Origin of the sequence: Halomonas sp. 11-S5 (genome assembly GCF_029889825.1) — a bacterium.
Classification (GTDB): Bacteria; Pseudomonadota; Gammaproteobacteria; order Pseudomonadales; family Halomonadaceae; genus Halomonas.
In genome coordinates, this window is the sequence record NZ_JARANW010000003.1 from 21,026 (window position 1) to 39,974 (window position 18,949).

Consider the following 18,949-nt stretch of genomic DNA (forward strand, 5'->3'; position numbering starts at 1 on the left):
TTTTTATTATGAATGAGGCGTCACTATGCTGTCCAACATGTACTCGAAACCGGAGCCATCAATGTCTGTGGACACCTCGGTCAACGCCAGCAACGCTTCCCTGCAAGGCCTCATCGACCTGGCCCGCTATCCCGTCGATGACCTGGACGGCGAGGCCGGCCGCGCCCTGATCGAGCAGTGCCGTCACCAGCTCGACGAGGACGGCTGCGTGGTGCTCAAGAATTTCGTCCCGCAGGACGCCCTGGCCCGGCTCGAGCGCGAGACCGAGCGCCTCTCGCCGGAGGCGCACTACAACCAGACCGAGACCAACCCCTACAACAGTGCCGGTGATCCCGAGAAACCGGCCCACCATCCGGTGAACCGCTTCGACGACCGCACCAACGGCTTCGTCGCCGGCGACCGCATCGATGGCGATACCATCATCCGCCAGGTCTACGAGCATCCCGGTTTCCAGCGCTTCATCGGCGCCGTGGTGGGCATGGAGCAGATCCACCAGTACGCGGACCCGCTGGCCGACCTGGTGGTCAACGTGCTGCGCGAGGGCTGCCAGCATCCGTGGCACTACGACACCAACGAGTTCATCGTCACCATGATGACCCGCCAGTCCCACGCTGGCGGCCGCTTCGAGTACGCCCCGGGCATCCGCAGCCCCGAGGGCGAGAACTTCGACGCGGTCGAGAAGGTGATCGACGGCGACCGCACGCGGCTCAAGAGCCTCGACCTGTCGCCCGGCGACCTGCAGGTGTTCTTCGGCCGCTACTCGTTGCACCGGGTCACCCCGGTGGAGGGCGACAAGGAGCGCCACACCGTGATCTTCGCCTACGCCAAGGAGCCGGGCTTCATCGGCCGCCCCGAGCGCGCCCAGCGCATCTTCGGGCGCATGGCGCCGATCCACGAAAGGCTGCTCAAGGACGGCATGAACCGCAGCGACAGCCTGGCCGACTGAGCCCCCGCCCTGAACCAACGCCTGGACCGCCACTTCCAGCGGCCAGGCCCCTGACGACACCCGCAAAGGCCTGACATGAGCATCGTCGAATCCGAGAAGCTGACCGATAACGAGCCCGATCAGATCCCCGTCGTCCCTTCGGCCCCCATGGCCAATGGCGACAGCATCCCCACCGCTTTCGACCCCAAGCAGCTGCGCGCCGGGCGCCTTGAGCGCCTGCGCGCCATGATGGCCGAGCAGGGCTATGCCGCCCTGGTGCTGTTTGACCCCAACAACCAGCGCTACGCCACCGGCTCGCGCAACATGTTCGGCTATTTCCTGCGCAACTCCTCGCGCTACATCTATGTGCCGCTGGACGGGCCGGTCATCCTCTTCGAGTACCCGGGCAGCGCCCACGTCTCCACCTGGCTGGAGACCATCGACGCCTCGCGCACCTCCAAGGTGGTCTGGTCGGCGGTGAACCAGCGCGACAACCTCTCCTCGGATCCCTTCGGCGTGGAGATCGCCGAACTGGTGGAGGAGCACGGCCGCGGCAACAGGAAGGTCGGCATGGACCGCTGTACACTGAACCTGGCCCGTTCGCTGGAGGCCCAGGGCCTCGATGTGTACGACTGCATGCAGGACACTCTGTACTGCCGGCGCATCAAGACTCCCGAGGAGATCGCCTGCCTGGCCCAGTCCATGGCCGCGAGCGAGGCCTCGGTGGCCGAGGTGGAGGCGGCCATCAAGCCCGGCGTCACCGAGAACGAGCTGTTCGCCATCATGTACGGCGAGGTGATCCGCGGCGGCGGCGAGTTCATCGAGACCCGCCTGCTCAACTCCGGGCCGCGCACCAACCCCTGGTTCCACGAGGCCAGCGACCGCAAGATCCGCCCCGGCGAACTGGTGGCGCTGGACACCGACACCATCGGCTGTCACGGCTACTACTCCGACTTCTCGCGCACCTTTCACGTCGGGCCGGGCCGGCCCAGCGCCTACCAGCGCGAGCTCTATCGCATGGCCTATGACCAGGTGCACCACAACATGGGCATCCTCAAACCCGGCATGAGCTATCGCGAGATCGCCGAGCAGGCCTGGAAGATCCCCGAGCGCTTCCTCGACCGGCGCTATCCCTCGATCATCCACGGGGTGGGCATGCACGGCGAGACGCCGCTGGTGGCGCACCACATGGATTTTGACCGCTTCTCCAAGGACGGCGTCCTCGAGCCCGGCATGGTGGTCTCGGTGGAGAGTTACATCGGCGAGGTCGGTGCCGCCGACGGCGTCAAGCTCGAGGAGGAGGTGCTGATTACCGACACCGGTATCGAGAAACTCAGCCGCTACCCCTTCGACGAGGCATTGCTCGGCCGTGAATTCTGAACCACAAGGACACGAGATGCAGACCCTGAAGACCGGCCCCGGCACTGAGAAGGGCCTCGACATGGGCGACCTGGCCAACGCCGCGCACCGCGACAAGGTTGCCGGTTATACCGAACAGGGCGAGGCTCCACGGCGCGTTGCCGATGCCATCGAGGTTGGCATGGTGGGCACCAACGTGCCGGCGCCCACGGTCTGATGACGTTGAAGTGGGCCGCGTGAATGCACTCGAAGGCGATAGATGCCTTGACAACTATCGCTGCCGGCTCAAAGCCGAAGCGGGCAACCCAGCAAACGAAGTCACATTGATGGACGGTGTTGAAGTGCGACCAAAGATTGCTTTGTTGTTCTGATCAATTCGATCGTGCTCGTTATTTGATCAACCGAGTCGGCACCCAGCGCAGAAAAGCCACCATCCCAAGCAGCTCCACCAGCGATTGCAGCACGATCACCACGACCGCTGCGCTCCAGGCTTCCGGCAAGGACAGTGCCAGTGGCAGCATGACGAAGGAGTTGCGTGTGCCCAGACTGAAGGTTAGCGTACGCCCCGTGGCAGCAGGGAGCCGGAACACCTGGCTGAGCAGTTTGCCGATGGCCGCGGCGACCACCAGGTAGAGCAAAAAGACCATCACGACCCGCCACAGCAAGGTGCCGTTTTCGATCACTAGGCTGACCTGGGAGCCGGCGATCAGGAATACCGCCAGTGCCAGCAGGGGGATGGGGAGCCAGCCCACCTCATCGATGATTCCCTTGATGGCGACGTGTCGCTCGGCCAACCGTTCGGTCAGCCAGGCCAGCACCAGAGGAGTGACGATCAGCCCAAGGAAGGCGGGCAGCAGGTGGCCCCCGGTAGTCAGTTCGATGGCCAGATCCCCCATGAACCACCACACATACACCGGCAGCATCAACAGCTGAACCAGCAGCAGCAAGGGGGCCGCTGCTATCGCCCGCGCGCTGTCTCCTCTACCCATATGGGCAAAACTGATAAACCAATCCGTGCAGGGGACCAGCAGCACCAGGAGTACGCCGAGCCGAATGGCGGGCTCCTCCGGCAACAGCAGTAGCAGGGCGCCGACGGCCAGCGGCATCAGCAGGAAGTTGCCTACCAGTAGCGCGGTCATGAAACGCCGGTCACGAAAGGCATGGCTCAGATGAAGCAGTGGCACCTGGGTGAAGGTGGTATAGAGCAGCACGCCCAGCAGTGGCCAGAGGAATGTCTCCCAGCCTTGAGTGATATCTGGCGAGTCCCACCCGATCGCCATGCCGATCAGAATGGCGATGAGATAGATCCAGACCTGATGCTGCTCCAGTGTGGCGCGCATGGTGTAAGCGATGGCCTCGTCGAGGGCGGAACTGCTACTGCGGCAAAAGGCCCATCAGCCTAGGTATCACCGGCAAGCCTTTCAAGGTCGGCAACCATGGCTTCCATGGGGTCGCTGTCGCGGATCAACAAGCGGGCCTCTCCCTGGTCATTGAAGGCGAAGACGGCGCTGGAGTGCGACACATCGTAGTTGCCGTTGCTGTCTTCTTCGCCGTACCCGTAGGTAACCCGATAGCGACGTGTCAACTCTTCGAGGGCCTCTTTATCACCCGTGAGACCGATGAACCGAGGACCGAAGGCATCGGTGTAGGTGCGGAGCGTCTCGGGGTCATCGCGGCGGGGATCCACCGAAACGAAAAGTACCTGGATGTCATCGCGGGCCGCCTCATCCATGCGTTGAGTGGCGGCGTCGAGGCGCGCGAGGGTGGTAGGGCAGACATCGGGACAGTGGGTAAAGCCGAAGAACAGCAGAGTGCTCTTGCCGAGGAATCGTTCGGCGTTCACGGTATTGCCATTCTCGTCGACAAGCTCGAACGCCAGGGGTGGCATCAGCCCGGAGATATCCTTGGTCTGCCATGCTTGTTCGCCGCATCCCACCAGCCATAGCGATGCGAATGCTGTCATGATCCATCGGCGCATCCTGCTACTCCTACTGTATTGTCGGTGATACGGCGCGAAACGTGATGCTCTGTTGCTGCCCGTTGGCGAAGAAAAGGGTTACCTCGATGTCGTCACCGATGGCGAGGGAGCGGGTACGCTTCATGAGCATGAGATGATACCCGCCCGGGGCGAACTCGATCTGCTCACCCGCCGCCAGTTCTATCTGGGCGACGGGCTGCATGCGGGTGACGCCATCCTGATTGACGGTGCGATGCATCATGACGTTGCCGAAGGCGGGGCTATCCGCCCCTGTCAGGGTGATATTCGTCTCACTGGGGTTCACAAGGATAAAGTAGCCCGCCGCGGGAAGATCTCCCGGCAACAGTCGCAGGCGAGCCTCGTTGACCTTCAATTCTGCAGCGGATAGCGTGCCGGACGTCCCGATCAGCAGCAGAAAGATCCCGCACCAGGGGCGCGCCATGCGCGGTAGCCTAGCGAGTGGGGTGAGTGACATAAGCGGCATCCTCATTACGGGCGTCACGGTTAAGCAAGCCGAGAATGATCAGAACCCCGATGGCACTCATCATCGTGGCCGGAATCCAGGTCAGTAGACCGCCGAGGCGCTGATCATCCAGGGGATCAAACGGCCAGGCACGGCCGCAAACCTCATAGACATCGAAAATCACCTCCTTGCCGAAGGCGATATAGGCGCCCAGGAGAATCTGCGGCGGGATCACCGCCAGCATAATGGCGATTCGCTTGCCATAGCCCAGACCGCCCTGTTGCGGCGAGCGGCGATCCAGGATCAGCCACCAGAACAGCAGGCCATCCAGCGCCATGCTCCAGTTCATCACCTGATAGAGATCAGCACTGAGCATGGCGTCGAAGTGAATCTCGGGAATCAGCCAGAAATAGATTAGCCCGACGAACAGCACGGGGGCGATCAGCGGATACTGAAGGGTCCGATAGACGGGGCGCAGCAGGCGCGTAGCCAGGCTCCGCCCGGGGAATTGCCTGATTCGCGTCGGTAGGCCATCGGCCAGTACCGGCAGGGGTGCGGCCAAGGCGATCAGGAAGGGGCCGGCGTGATGCAGTACCAGGTGCTGGGCCCGATGGGTAAAGAACATGTACTGGGCGAGGTAGTCGTAATGCGTCTGGGTGACGCCATAGATCGCCACGACCCCCAGCAGGTAGAGTAGGATTCGGCCCACGCCAGTGGCCTCGCCTCGCCGTTGGCGCTGCCGCAGGCCTCGCAGGTAGATCACGATGGCCAGCAGGCAGGTCGCAAACCAGGTCAGTGAGAACTCCCACGGCAGCAGGTAGCGCAGAGCGACGTCGAGCTCGATAGCCCTTCCCTCCCCAGAATTGGCACGCCAATAATGACCTTAGGGGCCAAACGTAGCGTGCGGCAAGGTGGGCCTGTAAACGCAGGCGTCACCGGTGTTCGCGCTTCTTTGCCAGTAGCCTCGCTCTCTCATGCCGCTGCGGTACCGTGCTGCTGGCTCGTCGGGGCGGTGCCGGGGGAAAAGCGATAGCCCAGCAGCCGCATGGCATTCAGGGTCACCAGCACGGTGGCACCGGTATCCGCCATCACGGCAATCCACATGCCGGTGATCCCCAGCGCCGTGGTGACCAGGAAGATGGCCTTGAAACCCAGGGCCAGCACCACGTTGGTCTTGACGTTGCGTAGGGTGGCGCGGGACAGATCGATCAGTTCGGCAATCCCGGTGACGCGGTTCTTGAGCAGTGCCGCATCCGCGGTTTCCAGTGCCACATCCGTGCCGCCGCCCATGGCGATACCCACCTCTGCCACGGCCAGTGCCGGCGCATCGTTGATGCCGTCGCCCACCTTGCCGACCGGGCCCCGGCCGGCGGCTTGCCAGTCGCGAACGCGCTGGGCCTTGTCCTCGGGCATCAGTTCGCCGTACGCCTCGATGCCCAGGCTGTCACCGATGGCCGCGGCGGTCCGGGCGTTGTCGCCGCTGAGCATTACCGCTTGCACGCCCAGGCGCGACAGCGCCGCCAGGCCATCGCGGGTATCTTCACGCGTTTCATCGCGCACGGCGATCAGGCCCAGCGGGCGCTCGCCTTCGAAACGCTCACTTTCAACCAGGACGGCCAGGCTCTTGCCGGCTTCTTCCAGCTCGGCGATTCGGGTGCTGAACGCGTCATCGAGCGTGACCTGGTCTGCAAGGTGGCGAGGAGTGATCAAGCTCAGCTTACGCCCCTCGACCTGGCCGGCGATCCCACGCCCGGCCAGGGCCCGGCTGTCGCTCACCCTGGCCAGTGTCAGGCCAAGCTGCTCGGCCTGCGTCAGGATGGCCATGGCAATGGGATGACTGGAGTCACGCTCCAGCGCGGCCGCCAGCCTCAATATCTCGTTTTCGCCCTGACCGGTGGCCCAGTCTTCCACGTCGGTGACGGTTGGGGAGCCTTCCGTGAGCGTGCCGGTCTTGTCCAGGGCGATCAGGCGCAGCTTGCCTAGCTGTTCAAGCACCGCGCCGCCCTTGATCAGCAGGCCCTGACGGGCACCCGCCGAGAGACCTGCGGCGATCGCTGCGGGGGTCGAGATCACCAGCGCGCAGGGGCAAGCGATCAACAGCAGGGCCAGGGCGCGGTAGATGGATTCCGACCAGGCCATGCTCCAGACCAGCGGCGGCACCACCGCCATCAGCAGGGCGAGCCCGACCACCGCAGGCATGTAGTAGCGAGCGAAGCGGTCGATGAAGCGCGCCACCGGTGCCTTGGCGGCCTGGGCTTCCTCGACCAGGCGGATGACCCGGGCGATGGTGTTGTCCTCGGCGCCGCGTGTTACCTCTACCTCCAGGGCGGCATCGAGGTTCACCGTGCCGGCAACGATGTCATCGCCAGGCGCACGCGAGCGGGGCATGGATTCACCGTTCACCGGTGACTCATCCAGGTCGGATTCACCGGCCAGGATGCGACCATCGCAGGGAACGCGGTCGCCGGGGCGCACCAGCACTCGCTGCCCGGGCTTGAGAGAGGCAGCCGAGACCTCGCGGGTACCTCCCTCTTCCATCAGCCTCGCCGTTGACGGGGTCAGATCCGCCAGGGCCGAGATGCTGCGTCGCGCCCGTGAGGCGGCCACGCCCTCCAGTAGTTCACCCACGGCGAACAGCAAGACCACCACCGCCGCCTCGGCGGCGGCATCGATGGCCAGTGCGCCCAGGGCGGCGATGCTCATCAGCATTTCGATGGTGAAGGGGTTGCGCATCTTCAGCGCGCCCCAGGCGCCCTGTGCGATGGGCACCAGGCCGACCAGGGTGGCCGCCACGAAGGGCCAGTTGCCCAGGGTTGGCCAGACCCAGCGGAGGACCAAGGCCAGAGCCAGCAGGCCGCCTGTGACGAGCACCAGGCGTCCCTTGGCGGTTCGCCACCAAGGCGCTGGAGACGCATCTGCGTCATCCGTCTCATCATTGTCGGCAAGCTGGTAGCCGAGCTCGTTAAGGGTCCGCTCGATCGTCTCGTGAGAGGGCGCCGTGTGCTGTTGGGGATGGATCCTCACTGAACCGGTGACCGAGCTGGCCGACACCGCCTCGATGCCCTCCAGACGGCCCAGGGCGGCTTCGACCTTGCGCTCGCAGCCGCCACAGTCCATGCCCTCGATACGGAACCGATAGGGCTCACCAGCGGGAAGGTTTCGCGATTGATCGACCATGGAAATTCTCCAGGTATTCGTTCAGGGTCATGCCTCACAGGGTATTCCCTACAGCGACTAGAGGTTCAAGCCGTGATTGGAGACGCGCTCCGCCGCACGCTCTCGAGCCTGACGATCGAGGGAATGGCAAAGTGAATCGCCCTGCATCGGCTAAGCCTGGGGAGGTGGAGCGGGGGGTTGCCGGATAGCGAAGGTACGGTCTGCATCAGGAGATGGAATAAAGGCGGAGCGCTTCGATGGTCCTCTCTTGAAGCCTCATATCGGCACCAGAAAGGCCGTGGTGTACATGATCACCACCCCCAAGGCAAAACCGGCCGACGATATGCCTGAGACAGGGGAATTCCCACTAGTCCCACTCATACGTCGCAAATAGTCTCCAACTTCCACCAAAACCTGCAGGATGGCACCAACACCAAGGCCGAGGAAGAGTGCCGACCAGTGAGGGGCAAACGCATAGGCACCCATCCAGATGCCCAACACCGCGGGCAAGCCGGCAACAGCGACCAGGCCCCCCCATACTCTGGCGGGTACGGGTTCGTGGGTCACAGGGGCGGCGATGGCAATCCCTTCTGTTAGATTATGCAGCGTAAAGCCTATCACCAGGAAGGTGCCGAGTGCCCCAGCACCGGCGGCGAAGGCCCCGCCGATGGCAAGGCCCTCACCAAGGTTGTGTAGACCGATACCCAGGGCAATATACCATGCGAGGATCCTGCCATTCGGCGGTCGACCGTGGCGCCGACCGATCGCCATCAGCATGAAGAAGGCCACCAAGGCCGCCAGCCAGACGGTAACTTGCCCCTGGAACAGAGAGGCCGCTTGTGCCCCCAACTCGAGCCCCGCGTCGAGGGTATCCACCAACAGGAAGGTGAGTAGTCCCAGCGTCAACGCCAGGACGAATTGAAATGCGTTCCGCCCGGCTCGTTGTAATGCAGGACGGAAGCACAGCCCCAACGCCACGGGAAACACCCCGACGAAGAGACCGAGCAGCCCGTATCCCGATAGTTGGCTGGCATTCAGCCGCGGTGTCGCCTCAGCCACCTCGATGGTGTGTCCAAACGTCATGCCGGTGTTGGTGACAAAGGTGATTTCGTGCAGCTCGTCTTCCACCCAAGGATAGGCAAGACGAACCCACGTCACCTCGCCTCGGGACAAGGCACCAGGAGGATCCAGGCTGAATCGCCAGTAAGCCCCGTCAACCATTACCTGTCCTATCCGCATGGGCTCGGATCCCACCGCGCGTATTTTCAAGGCAATGCCGTCACCATCGAGCACCGTACGTTCCACCGTGAGCTCTTCCAATGGCGGTGGTGACACGCCAAGCAATGCGAGCGGATTCGCCAGTTGAAACAGTGCGATGGCCGCACCGAGTATCACCAGCGGAAGCAGCAGCGAGGACCACCGACGCAGATCCATCAGACCACCTCGAAATGGCTCATCCAACCGAGTTCCACGAATTCGCTCTGGTGAGCATGGAACATATACAGGCCCGGTTCATGATCGGAGAAGGAAAATTCCAGAATCCCGCGCTGCGCCTGACACTGCATTACCGTATCCACGGTGCGCAGGGTCGGCGTCAGCGTCGTCCCATGGTCATAATAATCGAAGAAATTCGCGTGCAGGTGCAGCGAGTTCACCGGATCGAATTCGGTGACGTTGATCAGATAGATCCGTACCGGTCGGTCACGCTGGATGCGGATTGGTCGATTGACATAGGCATGGGCAACGGTGTTGACCGCATAGACTTCGTTTTCCTCATCGAAGTTGGTGTCGAAGCCATTCATGACCATTACCAGCTCCTGCCAGCGCATATTTTCCGCACTGCCGAGCAGGCGTGATGAGGCTGCCACTCTGTGCTCAGCATGAAGCTCTGGAGCCGGATCGACGATGAAGGCGCCATACAAGCCCTTGTGTATATGACGTTTCAGCGGTACAGAATGACAATGATACAGATGGCAACCGAAGGGCTTGGCATCGAATTCATAGGTGAAGGACTCACCGGGCGCTACCTCTCCGGCTCCCGGGACGCCATCCATCCGCGCCGAGTGGATGCCATGAAAATGCAGGGTATGCGGGTGGCTGCCATAGTTGATGAAGCGGATACGAACGCGGTCTCCCTCGGTAACCCGCAGGGTCGGTCCAGGTACCCGACCGTTGTAGGTCCAAGCGGGGAAAAAGATCCCGGGTGCAATCTCGATCTCCTTGTCCACGGCAATGATCAGGAACTCCCGCAAGCGCCGTCCATCAGCCAAGCGGCTTGTCTTGCCTGTCGCCCAACTGGAAAGGATGTCACTCGGATCGAAGCCGTTTCGCACATGGTCTACCTCGCCCACCGTGACCATGCCTCCGGTACGACCCTCATGGGCGCCGGGATGATAAGCGCTTGTTCTCCCTGGACGCTCGGTCTCGGCGACAGCGGGTCGCAATGTTGTCACGCTAAGCGTCGAGGCCAGGCTCCAACCCCATGTCTTGAGGAAATCACGACGATTGAGGCGCGGTATCTTCATGGAAGTGTTTCCTGATTGCTTCCTTATCTGATCACACTATAGGATAGCCTATGAGAATAAGTATCAATGTTCTTAGCATCCGCTGTTAACGCCACTGAAAGCTGGCGGTGATTCGCCAGCTGGCCGCCGCAGTCCTGGCCGAATCCAGGGGGCACCTGCCTTGACGGACGCTTCCCCAGCGTGGCGACATCGGGTGATAACCCGGGATAGGAGAGAAGCCCGATGTGTGAGTTGCCACCGCTGAAGGTCTACTACGACGGCATCTGTCCCGGCTGCCGGCGGGATCGCGCCCGGTACGAGCGCTGGGCAGGGGAGGCCGGTCGTCAGGTGACGTGGTGCGACGTGACCGAGTACCAGGCGACGCTGCGCGAGAAGGGCGTCGACCCCCAGGCGGCGCTGCTCTCGCTGCATGTGGAGGAGGAGGGCGGGCGCATCGAAGAGGGTATCGACGCCTATGTGCTGCTGATGCGCCGGGTGCCACGCCTCAAGCCGCTGGCCTGGCTGATCGGCCTGCCGGGGCTCAAGCCGGCGCTGCGCTGGTGCTATGACCGCTGGGTGCGAAAGCGCCTGGCGCGAGAGGGGCGCCTGCCCTGAGCCGGTGCATGCAGCACGGGGTAGCATGCTCCTCGCCGGGTCTCGCTCAGCGCTCCTGCCGGGCCGACCAGTGACGCTGCATTTCGAGGAAGGTCAGCGAGGCCGACCAGGTGATCAGCATGAAGCCGGTCAGTGCCTCGGTGCCGGTGACGAAGCGGATAGGCCCTGTGGCAACGAGATCCCCATAGCCCAGGGTGGTGTAGGTGATCGCCGAGAAGTAGACGTAGTCCAGGAAGTCCATCGTCTCGCGGCCCACGACCTCTCCTGCCAGGGGGTGGGCGCTGAGCAGGGCCATGGCGGTGGCGAAGATCCATATCTCGACCACATGGGTGCAGAGCAATCCGACATTGAGCTTGAAGAAACGCCGGCGCAGGCTGCCGTGAGACTGCTCCAGGCGCCGCCAAAGTCGCAGCGATACCTCGTAGTGCAGCAGGATGCAGATCAAGACGGCGATCAGGGTGATGGCCACGGCCCAGAGGTGGCCGGCATCCAGGGCAGCATCGAGCACGGGCGGTGGTCCTTCTGTCGAGATGTGACAAGCCTAGCGCGATCCCGGGGCCGCCGTCACGGCTCGAGCCGCGCCCGAATGACGCCTCGGCGGGGCGCTGCTAGGATGGGCTATTCGTCACTCGTGTGACGCGCGGTCGGCAGGCCAACACCCGCCGCAAGGAAGGCTGTCATGAAGACGACCCATGCCACCCGGGCGGAAGCCCTGGACGATACCCTCTCGCCGCTCTCGCTCAAGCGGGTCGGCATCGACACCTACCGCGAGAGCGTGGCCTACCTGCACCGCGAGTGTGACCTCTATCGTGCCGAGGGCTTTCAGGCGCTCTCCAAGGTGGAGATCCGCGCCAACGGCCAGCGCATCCTGGCGAGCCTCAACGTGGTGGACGATGCCGCCATCGTCGACTGCCAGCAGCTCGGCCTCTCCGAGGACGCCTTCGATGCCCTGGGCGTGGAAGAGGGCCATCCGGTCAGCGTCTCCCAGGCGGAGCCCCCGGCGTCGATTCCCGCCCTGCACCGCAAACTCGCCGGCGAACGGCTCTCCCGGGACGACTTCCGGCACATCATCCGCGACATCGCCGAGCTGCGCTATTCCAAGATCGAGCTGACGGCCTTCGTGGTTGGCTGTGACCGCGGCGAGCTCGACCGCGAGGAGGTCTTCTACCTGAGCGATGCCATGAGCCGAGTGGGGCGCCGCCTCAACTGGCACGAGCATCCGGTGGTCGACAAGCACTGCATCGGCGGTATCCCGGGCAATCGTACGTCCCTGCTGGTAGTGCCCATCGTCGCCGCCCACGGCCTGCTGTGCCCCAAGACGTCCTCGCGGGCCATCACCTCACCCTCGGGCACCGCCGACACCATGGAGGTGCTAGCCAACGTCGATCTGCCCTTCGATGTGCTGGGCGATATCGTGCGCACCCACCGCGGCTGCCTGGCCTGGGGCGGCACCAGCGAGCTCTCGCCCGCCGACGACGTGCTGATCTCGGTGGAGCGCCCGCTTTCCATTGATTCGCCGGGCCAGATGGTCGCCTCCATTCTCTCCAAGAAGGTAGCTGCCGGTTCCAGCCACCTGCTGCTCGATATCCCCGTGGGCCCCAACGCCAAGGTGCGCTCCATGCCCGAGGCGCGGCAATTGCGCCGGCTCTTCGAGTTCGTGGCCGGGTGCATGGGCCTGACCCTGGACGTGGTGATCACCGACGGCAGCCAGCCGGTGGGGCGCGGCATCGGTCCCGTGCTGGAGGCCCGCGATGCGATGCGAGTGCTCACCAACCACCGCGAGGCGCCCATGGACCTGCGCCTGAAGGCGCTGCGCCTGGCCGGGCGAATGCTGGAGTTCGACCCGGACGTGCGTGGTGGCGCCGGTTTCGGCATCGCCCGGGACATCCTCGACGACGGCCGGGCTGCCGAGAAGATGCAGGCGATCATCGCGGCTCAGGGCGCCAAGCCCTTCGACCCGGACAACCCGCCGCTGGCCCCCCACAGCTTCGAAGTGCTGGCCGCGACGGACGGCGTGGTTACCGGCATCGACAACCTCAAGCTGGCGCGTATCGCCCGCCTGGCGGGTGCCCCCAAGGCGGCCGGCGCCGGGGTCGACCTGCTGATGCGCATCGGCGACCCGGTGGCCACGGGCCAGCCGCTCTATCGTGTCCATGCCGCCTATCGCAATGAGCTGACCTTCGCGCACCAGTCCACCGAGCGGGAGTCCGGCATCGCCATCGGCCGCGCCGAGGAGATCACCCGGCTCAACGTCGAGTTCTGAACAGGGAGGCCCGATGACCCGCGCACTGCTGCATTTCCCGGACGAAATGGCCCCCGCACGGCGCCTCGCCGAGGCGGCGGGCCTGCCCACCCACGCCGTCGAGCGCCACCGCTTTCCCGACGAGGAGCTCAAGCTCCGGCTTCCCTTCGCCGAGACGAGCGCCTTTCCCGAGACCCTGGTGCTCTATCGCAGCCTCGACCGGCCCAACGACAAGCTCGTCGAGCTGCTGCTGCTGGCACGACACGCCCGACAGCAGGGCGTGACCCGCCTGGTGCTGGTGGCGCCCTATCTCGCCTACATGCGCCAGGACATCGCCTTCCATCCCGGCGAGATCGTCAGCCAGACCATCGTCGGCGGTTTCCTCGCTGAGCTGTTCGACGCCGTGATCACCGTGGACCCGCACCTGCACCGCATCGAGTGCCTCGACCAGGCGATTCCCCTTGAACACGCCATCGCGCTCTCCGGCGCCCCGCGCCTGGCCGAGCTGATCGCCGAGAAGCGCCACGACCCCCTGCTGCTGGGCCCGGACGAGGAGGCCCTGCAGTGGGTTCAGCAGGCCGCCGAGGTCACCGGCTTCGATGTTGGCACCTGTCGCAAGACCCGCAACGGCGACCGCAACGTGCGGGTCGAGCTGCCGGACATCGCGATCGCCGGCCGCCAGGTGGTGCTGATGGACGACGTGGCGAGCTCCGGCCACACCGTCGCCCGTGCCGCCGAGGCGCTGCTTGACGCCGGGGCCGCCTCGGTGGACGTCGCGATCACCCACGCGCTGTTCGCCGGCGATGCCCTGGCGGTGATCCAGGCCGCCGGCGTCGGTGAGGTCTGGAGCACCGACTGCATCGCCCACGACAGCAACGCCATCGCCATGGCGCCGGTGCTCGCGGAGGCGCTGGCAGGGCTTTCAGAACGAGAAGGATGGGCAAGACAGGCCAGCCGCAGGCCCGGTAAGCGGTAGCCTACCGGGCGGGCCGCGCCGGATGCGCCTTCGGCGTATCCGGCCTACTCGCATGCCAGGTGTTTGCCAGGAGCGCTTATTTCTCTTTCTCCTGTTTCTCTTTCTCCTGGGCTTCCGGCTTGTCGCCGCCGCGGTGGGCGAGCGCCCCGGCCTGGTCCAGTCGCGGGTGGTTGTCGCGGAACTCGCGGTGCGGATCCGGCAGGGCGTCCAGCGCCTGCACGGTATGGGTGATGGCGTGGATCGCGGCCAGCACGTCCTTGGTGTAGCCGGTCTCGGAGATGGTGTGCATGTTGCGGATCGGGAAGCCGATCGAGGTGGCGACGCAGTCCACAGCGGCGAGCACCCCGGCCATGCCGTCGGTGCCGGTGTCGGGCCCCACGATGTCGCGCTGCATGGGAATGCCCCGCTCCCGGGCGGTGGTCTCGACGATCCGGTTGAGCTGTTCGCTGGCGATGGCGCCCACCGACAGGGTGAATCCCTTGCCCATCTCCAGCGGCTGCATGCGCCGATCTCCGATGCCGGGGGCGGCCACGTAGTCGTGGTTCACGTCCACGGCGATGATGGCGTCGGGGCGCAGTTCACCGGCCAGCACCCGACTGCCGAAGCGGCCGATCTCCTCGTAGCTGGCGATCGCGAACAGCACGCGCACCTGCTCGGTGCCGCCCGCCTCGGCGATCAGCCGCGCCACCTCGGCAGTGACGAAGCAGCCCAGGCCGTTGTCCAGGTAGGCGCCGTAGAAGGTGTCCGGGCTGAAGCCGGGGCGGATGGGCCGGTCGAGGAGGATCGAATCCCCGGGCCGCACGCCAAGGTTCTCCACCTGCTGCTTCTTGTTCTCGCCGTGGATCTGCAGGTCGAGGTAGATCTGCTCCTTCTTGATGCCCTTCTCGCCGGAGCGCTGCGCCGGGTCGGAGAAGTGAATGGCGCCCAGCGCCTCCACGGTGCCGCCCTCGATGCGTCGGTAGCTACCGGGCGCCTCGGGGTCCTCGCTGAACAGCGTGACCTCGTGGCCGATCAGCACCGTGGGCAGGAAGGAGTCGGTGTTGATCCAGATCTTGCCGTCCTCGCCGATGGAGCGGACCTGCATGCGGATCTTGTCAGCATGGCCGATGATCATCACCTTGAAGAGATCGTCGCGGCCCGGGTGGGTGTCCAGCACCACACCCGCGTGGCCCATGAACTGCTGCAGCTGCCAGCCGGCGGGGGCAAAGCTCTCGAAGTGGGGCTTGAGGACGCCGTAGGTCATGGCGGCCTCGAGCCCCACCGGGCTGGGCGCGGAGAGGATGCGCCGCATCAGGTCGAACTGCGGCTCGGGCATGGGGCTGTTCCAGGGCTTTGGCATATCGCTCATGGCGTTCTCTCGCTCGTTCAGGAAGTGGGGGAAAATAGGGCAATCGCATCAGCGCTGGCGACCCATCCAGTAGCGCCGGCCCATCGGGCCCGGGCGCTCGTTGATCACCGGGGGCTCGTGGGCGTGGTCCTCGTGGTGATCATGCAGGGGCGGTTGCGGTGGCTCGTCGACACTCATCAGCCGGCGAATGCGCTCCTCCGTCGGCGGGTGGGTACGCAGCCAGTCGAATCCCGCGGGCGGATAACGGCCGAACAGCGTGGCCAGCCAGCGGCCCACGACGCCGAACCCGCCGGCCAGCAGGTAGCCGGGCACGGCCAGAATCGGGGCCAGGCCCGCCATGATCAGCAGGGGCTGCAGGCCGTTCTTCATGCGGCTTCGCCAGAGTCGTTGTGTCCCGATCGGCATGGCGCCCTTCGTCACTCCCAAATCTCGGCAATGACCTCGCCGGTCTCCTCGCTCAGCCCCGTCTCCTGGAAGCCGAGGCTGGCGTAGAAGTCCCGGGCGACCTGGTTGGTGGCCACATAGCAGATCGCGATGCGCTCGAAGAGGCCCTGTGCCCGGATCTCGTCCAGCACGCACTGCATGGCCCGGTATCCGATGCCTCTGCCCTGGTGGTGTCGGTCGACCATGAGACGGAAGATGTTGTAGGCCGGCGGCCGGTCGTCGTGGTCGAAGGATTCGTACATGAGAAAGCCTACCACCTCCCCGTCGCAATAGATGGCGCGAGGCCGGTAGGTCGGATGCAAGCTCGATTCGGCAATGGAATAGAGGTTGTCAGCGACATAGCCACGCTGTGATGCCGCGACCTCCAGCGCAATGACGGACTCGAAGTTCTCGCGGATGACGTCCTTCAGTGCGATGTCCATCGCCTGCTCCTCCCGTTGGGGGGCATGACCCGTCGCATGGGGTGAGGCGTCGCGGTTGCTCAGCCAGGGCCCGGTGCACCGGGTTCCCCGGGGATCGGGATCGTCTGGTGCACCTCACCCAGCCGCGAGCGGCCGACCCGCACGGTCACCTCGCCCTCGCCCAGTATCACCCAGAGGATCGGGGTAGCGCCACCAGTCGGGCAGCGGGTCCTCCACCCGGCGCGGTAGCATCAGTCCGGGGTAGTCGGGAGACGCGATGAAATCGCCCGCCTCGCCGTGCCGTATTGCGCTGTCAGTATGGTGCATCCTTCGGGAACGGGATGTCGGCTTACCCGTCTCGGGCCGGCTGTGCCAAGCTGGAGCCAGGATGAATCACCCAGCGACGGGAGGCCCCATGAACGATCGGCGGCGCGAGGCGCTGGAGCACGAGCATCGCCCGGAGGTGATCGAGCGGCGGCTGCGCGCCCCCTCCCGGTTCCGGCACCTGCCCGATGCCATCCTCGGCGGCATCGACGGCTGCGTGACCACCTTCGCGGTGGTCTCCGGGGCCTTCGGCGCGGGGTTCTCGTCCACGGTGGCGCTGGTGCTGGGGGTCGCCAACCTGCTGGCCGACGGCTTCAGCATGGCGGTCAGCAACTACGAGGCGATCCAGGCCCAGCGCGAGCATGTCGAGGGGGTGCGTCGCACCGAGCACCACCATATCGACGAGGTGCCGGAGGGCGAGCGCGAGGAGATCCGCCAGATCTTCCAGCGCAAGGGGTTCGCCGGCGAGACCCTGGAGCGGGTGGTGGAGACCATCTGCAGCGACCGCGAGGTGTGGGTGGAGACCATGGTCTCCGAGGAGCATGGCCTGCAGACCGTGGGGCTGAGCCCGCTGCGCTCGGCACTGGCCACCTTCCTCGCCTTCCTGGTGGTGGGCGCCATGCCGCTACTGCCCTATGCGATGCCGGGGCTGGATACCACCCGGCAGTTCCTGGCGAGCCTGGCGGTAGCCGGGCTGATGTTCTTCCTGATCGGCATGGGCAAGAGCCTGGTCTACCACCAGCCGGTGCTCAAGTCGGGGCTACGAACCCTGCTGATCGGTGCCGCCGCGGCGGGGCTGGCCTACCTCACCGGCCACCTGGCGCAGGCGCTGTTCGGCGTGGCGCCGTAGCTCTCCCCTGACCACGTTGGGTTCAGTCGATTTGGTCTGCGGGGTCGCGCTGGCGACGAACCGGCCACCCGAGTCACTCACGAGCCTCGCGAGGGTGAGCGGGACGGGGTGGCCTGGTGGCTGGCATGCTCCGGCCAGGGCGGCGTAGGCTGGGTGGTACCGCCACGCTAGGGAGTCAACGAATGGATCGCTTCATGCAGGCCGCGCTCGAGGAGGCCCGCCATGGCCTCGAGGAGGGCGGCATCCCCATCGGCTCGGTGCTGGTGCACCGCGGAGTGGTCATCGGACGTGGCCACAATCGTCGCGTGCAGCTGGGCAGCGCGGTGCTGCACGGCGAGATGGATGCCCTGGAGAACGCCGGGCGCCATCCGGCCGAGACCTACCGCGAGAGCATCCTCTACACCACCCTCTCGCCCTGCCCGATGTGCAGTGGCGCCATCCTGCTCTACGGCATCCCCAAGGTGGTGGTCGGCGAGAACCGCACCTTTCTGGGCGAGGAGGCCCTGCTGCGGGAGCGCGGCGTCGAGGTGGAGGTGCTCCAGGATCCCGAGTGCATCGCGCTGATGGAGGGCTTCATCGCCGCCTCGCCCGAACTGTGGCACGAGGACATCGGCGAGTAGCGCCTGCTCGCAAGGGCATGACGAGAATCATGCTGATCTGGGTCAAGTCGGCCGGGCAGGGCTGGACTACCTTTGAGGATGAGGCGGGCCTGCTCGAGGAGTGACAGCTGGTGATTGCCGGTATCCGGCTCCTCGAGTTCCCATGGGCCACGCCATTCCTGATCCGAATTGCTGACCTGCATCACAGGAGTCATCGCCATGGCCAAGAAAGCGTCCAAGGATGTCCCGGTCTCGACCGAGAAAACTTCCCAGCCGTCGGAGTCCCGGGCGATGAGCCCGTTCCGGGAGTTCGATCGGATGCTCGATAGTTTCTTCGACCGCGGCTGGATGCCCTCGCGCTGGGAGCATCCCCTCTGGCAGCGCTTCGCCGCCTTCGAGAAGGGCATGCCGAAGGTCGATGTCATCGACCGCGATGCCGAGGTGGTGGTGCGCGCCGAGGTCCCGGGTTTCGAGCGCGAGGAACTCGACGTCTCGGTGACCGACGGCGCGGTGACCCTCAAGGGCGATCACCGTGAGGAGAGCAAGAAGGAGGAGGGTGAGTACTTCCACTCCGAGATCTCCCGCGGTTCCTTCACCCGGACGGTGGCCCTGCCCAGCGAGATCGATGCCGACAAGGCGGCTGCCAGCTTCAAGAACGGCGTCCTCGAGCTGACGCTGCCCAAGCTCAAGCAGGCCAATCGCCGCAAGATCGAGGTCAAGTAACCATCCGGGATGACCGGCAGGCCCGGGACCCCGGCCTGCCGG

General features: G+C 65.1%; 20 protein-coding genes. 9 read left to right on the top strand and 11 right to left on the bottom strand.

Annotated elements, in window-relative coordinates:
- Positions 1 to 61: 61 nt before the first annotated feature.
- The 3 genes from OP497_RS03095 to OP497_RS03105 all read left to right on the top strand — a co-directional run bounded on the left by OP497_RS03095 (position 62) and on the right by OP497_RS03105 (position 2,501).
- On the top strand, positions 62 to 946 hold the full coding sequence (locus OP497_RS03095; protein ID WP_280546450.1) for a hypothetical protein: 885 nt from the start codon (positions 62 to 64) through the stop codon (positions 944 to 946).
- Between the two features lie 75 nt (positions 947 to 1,021).
- Positions 1,022 to 2,305, top strand: a complete 1,284-nt coding sequence (locus OP497_RS03100) for a Xaa-Pro peptidase family protein (protein ID WP_280546451.1) — start codon at positions 1,022 to 1,024, stop codon at positions 2,303 to 2,305.
- A 16-nt stretch (positions 2,306 to 2,321) separates the two neighbouring features.
- Positions 2,322 to 2,501 (top strand): hypothetical protein, encoded by a 180-nt coding sequence (locus OP497_RS03105; protein ID WP_280546452.1) that lies wholly within the window; start codon positions 2,322 to 2,324, stop codon positions 2,499 to 2,501.
- A 172-nt stretch (positions 2,502 to 2,673) separates the two neighbouring features.
- Here OP497_RS03105 and OP497_RS03110 read toward each other — a convergent pair whose 3' ends face one another.
- From OP497_RS03110 to OP497_RS03140, 7 genes are all read right to left on the bottom strand, one after another.
- Entirely contained in the window at positions 2,674 to 3,624 is a 951-nt protein-coding gene (locus tag OP497_RS03110; protein WP_280546455.1) for an arsenic resistance protein, read from the bottom strand.
- 59 nt (positions 3,625 to 3,683) lie between these two features.
- Positions 3,684 to 4,262 carry an SCO family protein gene (locus OP497_RS03115; RefSeq protein ID WP_280546457.1) on the bottom strand — a complete coding sequence of 193 codons (579 nt, stop codon included), beginning with the start codon at positions 4,260 to 4,262 and terminating at the stop codon, positions 3,684 to 3,686.
- 10 nt (positions 4,263 to 4,272) lie between these two features.
- The gene (locus tag OP497_RS03120; RefSeq protein ID WP_280546460.1) at positions 4,273 to 4,704 is read right to left on the bottom strand and encodes a copper chaperone PCu(A)C; all 432 of its coding nucleotides are present in this window, start codon (positions 4,702 to 4,704) and stop codon (positions 4,273 to 4,275) included.
- Positions 4,705 to 4,714: 10 nt separating this feature from the next.
- Positions 4,715 to 5,569: a cytochrome c oxidase assembly protein gene (locus OP497_RS03125; protein ID WP_280546762.1), complete on the bottom strand. Its 855-nt coding sequence runs from the start codon at positions 5,567 to 5,569 to the stop codon at positions 4,715 to 4,717.
- Between the two features lie 128 nt (positions 5,570 to 5,697).
- The gene (locus tag OP497_RS03130; RefSeq protein WP_280546462.1) at positions 5,698 to 7,902 is read right to left on the bottom strand and encodes a heavy metal translocating P-type ATPase; all 2,205 of its coding nucleotides are present in this window, start codon (positions 7,900 to 7,902) and stop codon (positions 5,698 to 5,700) included.
- 255 nt (positions 7,903 to 8,157) lie between these two features.
- Positions 8,158 to 9,315 (bottom strand): hypothetical protein, encoded by a 1,158-nt coding sequence (locus OP497_RS03135; RefSeq protein ID WP_280546463.1) that lies wholly within the window; start codon positions 9,313 to 9,315, stop codon positions 8,158 to 8,160.
- The gene (locus tag OP497_RS03140; RefSeq protein ID WP_280546466.1) at positions 9,315 to 10,406 is read right to left on the bottom strand and encodes a multicopper oxidase domain-containing protein; all 1,092 of its coding nucleotides are present in this window, start codon (positions 10,404 to 10,406) and stop codon (positions 9,315 to 9,317) included. The genes OP497_RS03135 and OP497_RS03140 overlap by 1 nt, the downstream gene beginning before the upstream one ends.
- 222 nt (positions 10,407 to 10,628) lie before the next feature.
- Between OP497_RS03140 and OP497_RS03145 the strand changes: the two genes are divergently transcribed.
- Complete coding sequence (locus tag OP497_RS03145; RefSeq protein ID WP_280546469.1) at positions 10,629 to 11,000, top strand: DCC1-like thiol-disulfide oxidoreductase family protein; 372 nt, start codon at positions 10,629 to 10,631, stop codon at positions 10,998 to 11,000.
- Positions 11,001 to 11,046: 46 nt separating this feature from the next.
- Here the strand turns inward: OP497_RS03145 and OP497_RS03150 are convergent, their stop codons facing one another.
- Positions 11,047 to 11,508, bottom strand: a complete 462-nt coding sequence (locus tag OP497_RS03150; RefSeq protein WP_280546472.1) for a potassium channel family protein — start codon at positions 11,506 to 11,508, stop codon at positions 11,047 to 11,049.
- Between the two features lie 171 nt (positions 11,509 to 11,679).
- Here OP497_RS03150 and OP497_RS03155 point away from each other — a divergent pair, with 171 nt between their 5' ends.
- On the top strand, positions 11,680 to 13,263 hold the full coding sequence (locus OP497_RS03155; protein WP_280546474.1) for a thymidine phosphorylase family protein: 1,584 nt from the start codon (positions 11,680 to 11,682) through the stop codon (positions 13,261 to 13,263).
- Between the two features lie 13 nt (positions 13,264 to 13,276).
- Positions 13,277 to 14,218 carry a ribose-phosphate diphosphokinase gene (locus tag OP497_RS03160; protein ID WP_280546475.1) on the top strand — a complete coding sequence of 314 codons (942 nt, stop codon included), beginning with the start codon at positions 13,277 to 13,279 and terminating at the stop codon, positions 14,216 to 14,218.
- Positions 14,219 to 14,294: 76 nt separating this feature from the next.
- Here the strand turns inward: OP497_RS03160 and OP497_RS03165 are convergent, their stop codons facing one another.
- Genes OP497_RS03165 through OP497_RS03175 form a run of 3 tightly spaced genes read right to left on the bottom strand, consistent with a single transcriptional unit; the run spans position 14,295 to position 16,432 of the window.
- Positions 14,295 to 15,566 (bottom strand): M20/M25/M40 family metallo-hydrolase, encoded by a 1,272-nt coding sequence (locus OP497_RS03165; protein ID WP_280546477.1) that lies wholly within the window; start codon positions 15,564 to 15,566, stop codon positions 14,295 to 14,297.
- Positions 15,567 to 15,614: 48 nt separating this feature from the next.
- Positions 15,615 to 15,971, bottom strand: coding sequence for a hypothetical protein (locus OP497_RS03170; RefSeq protein ID WP_280546478.1), 357 nt, complete (start codon positions 15,969 to 15,971; stop codon positions 15,615 to 15,617).
- Positions 15,972 to 15,982: 11 nt separating this feature from the next.
- Positions 15,983 to 16,432, bottom strand: a complete 450-nt coding sequence (locus tag OP497_RS03175) for a GNAT family N-acetyltransferase (RefSeq protein ID WP_280546479.1) — start codon at positions 16,430 to 16,432, stop codon at positions 15,983 to 15,985.
- Positions 16,433 to 16,826: 394 nt separating this feature from the next.
- On the opposite strand from OP497_RS03175, the gene OP497_RS03180 reads away from it, so the two are divergent.
- The 3 genes from OP497_RS03180 to OP497_RS03190 all read left to right on the top strand — a co-directional run bounded on the left by OP497_RS03180 (position 16,827) and on the right by OP497_RS03190 (position 18,907).
- Entirely contained in the window at positions 16,827 to 17,585 is a 759-nt protein-coding gene (locus tag OP497_RS03180) for a VIT1/CCC1 transporter family protein (RefSeq protein WP_280546480.1), read from the top strand.
- 182 nt (positions 17,586 to 17,767) lie between these two features.
- Entirely contained in the window at positions 17,768 to 18,205 is a 438-nt protein-coding gene (locus tag OP497_RS03185) for a nucleoside deaminase (RefSeq protein WP_280546481.1), read from the top strand.
- Between the two features lie 198 nt (positions 18,206 to 18,403).
- A complete protein-coding gene (locus OP497_RS03190; RefSeq protein ID WP_280546483.1) occupies positions 18,404 to 18,907 on the top strand; it encodes an Hsp20/alpha crystallin family protein in 504 nt (167 codons plus the stop codon).
- Positions 18,908 to 18,949: the final 42 nt, after the last annotated feature.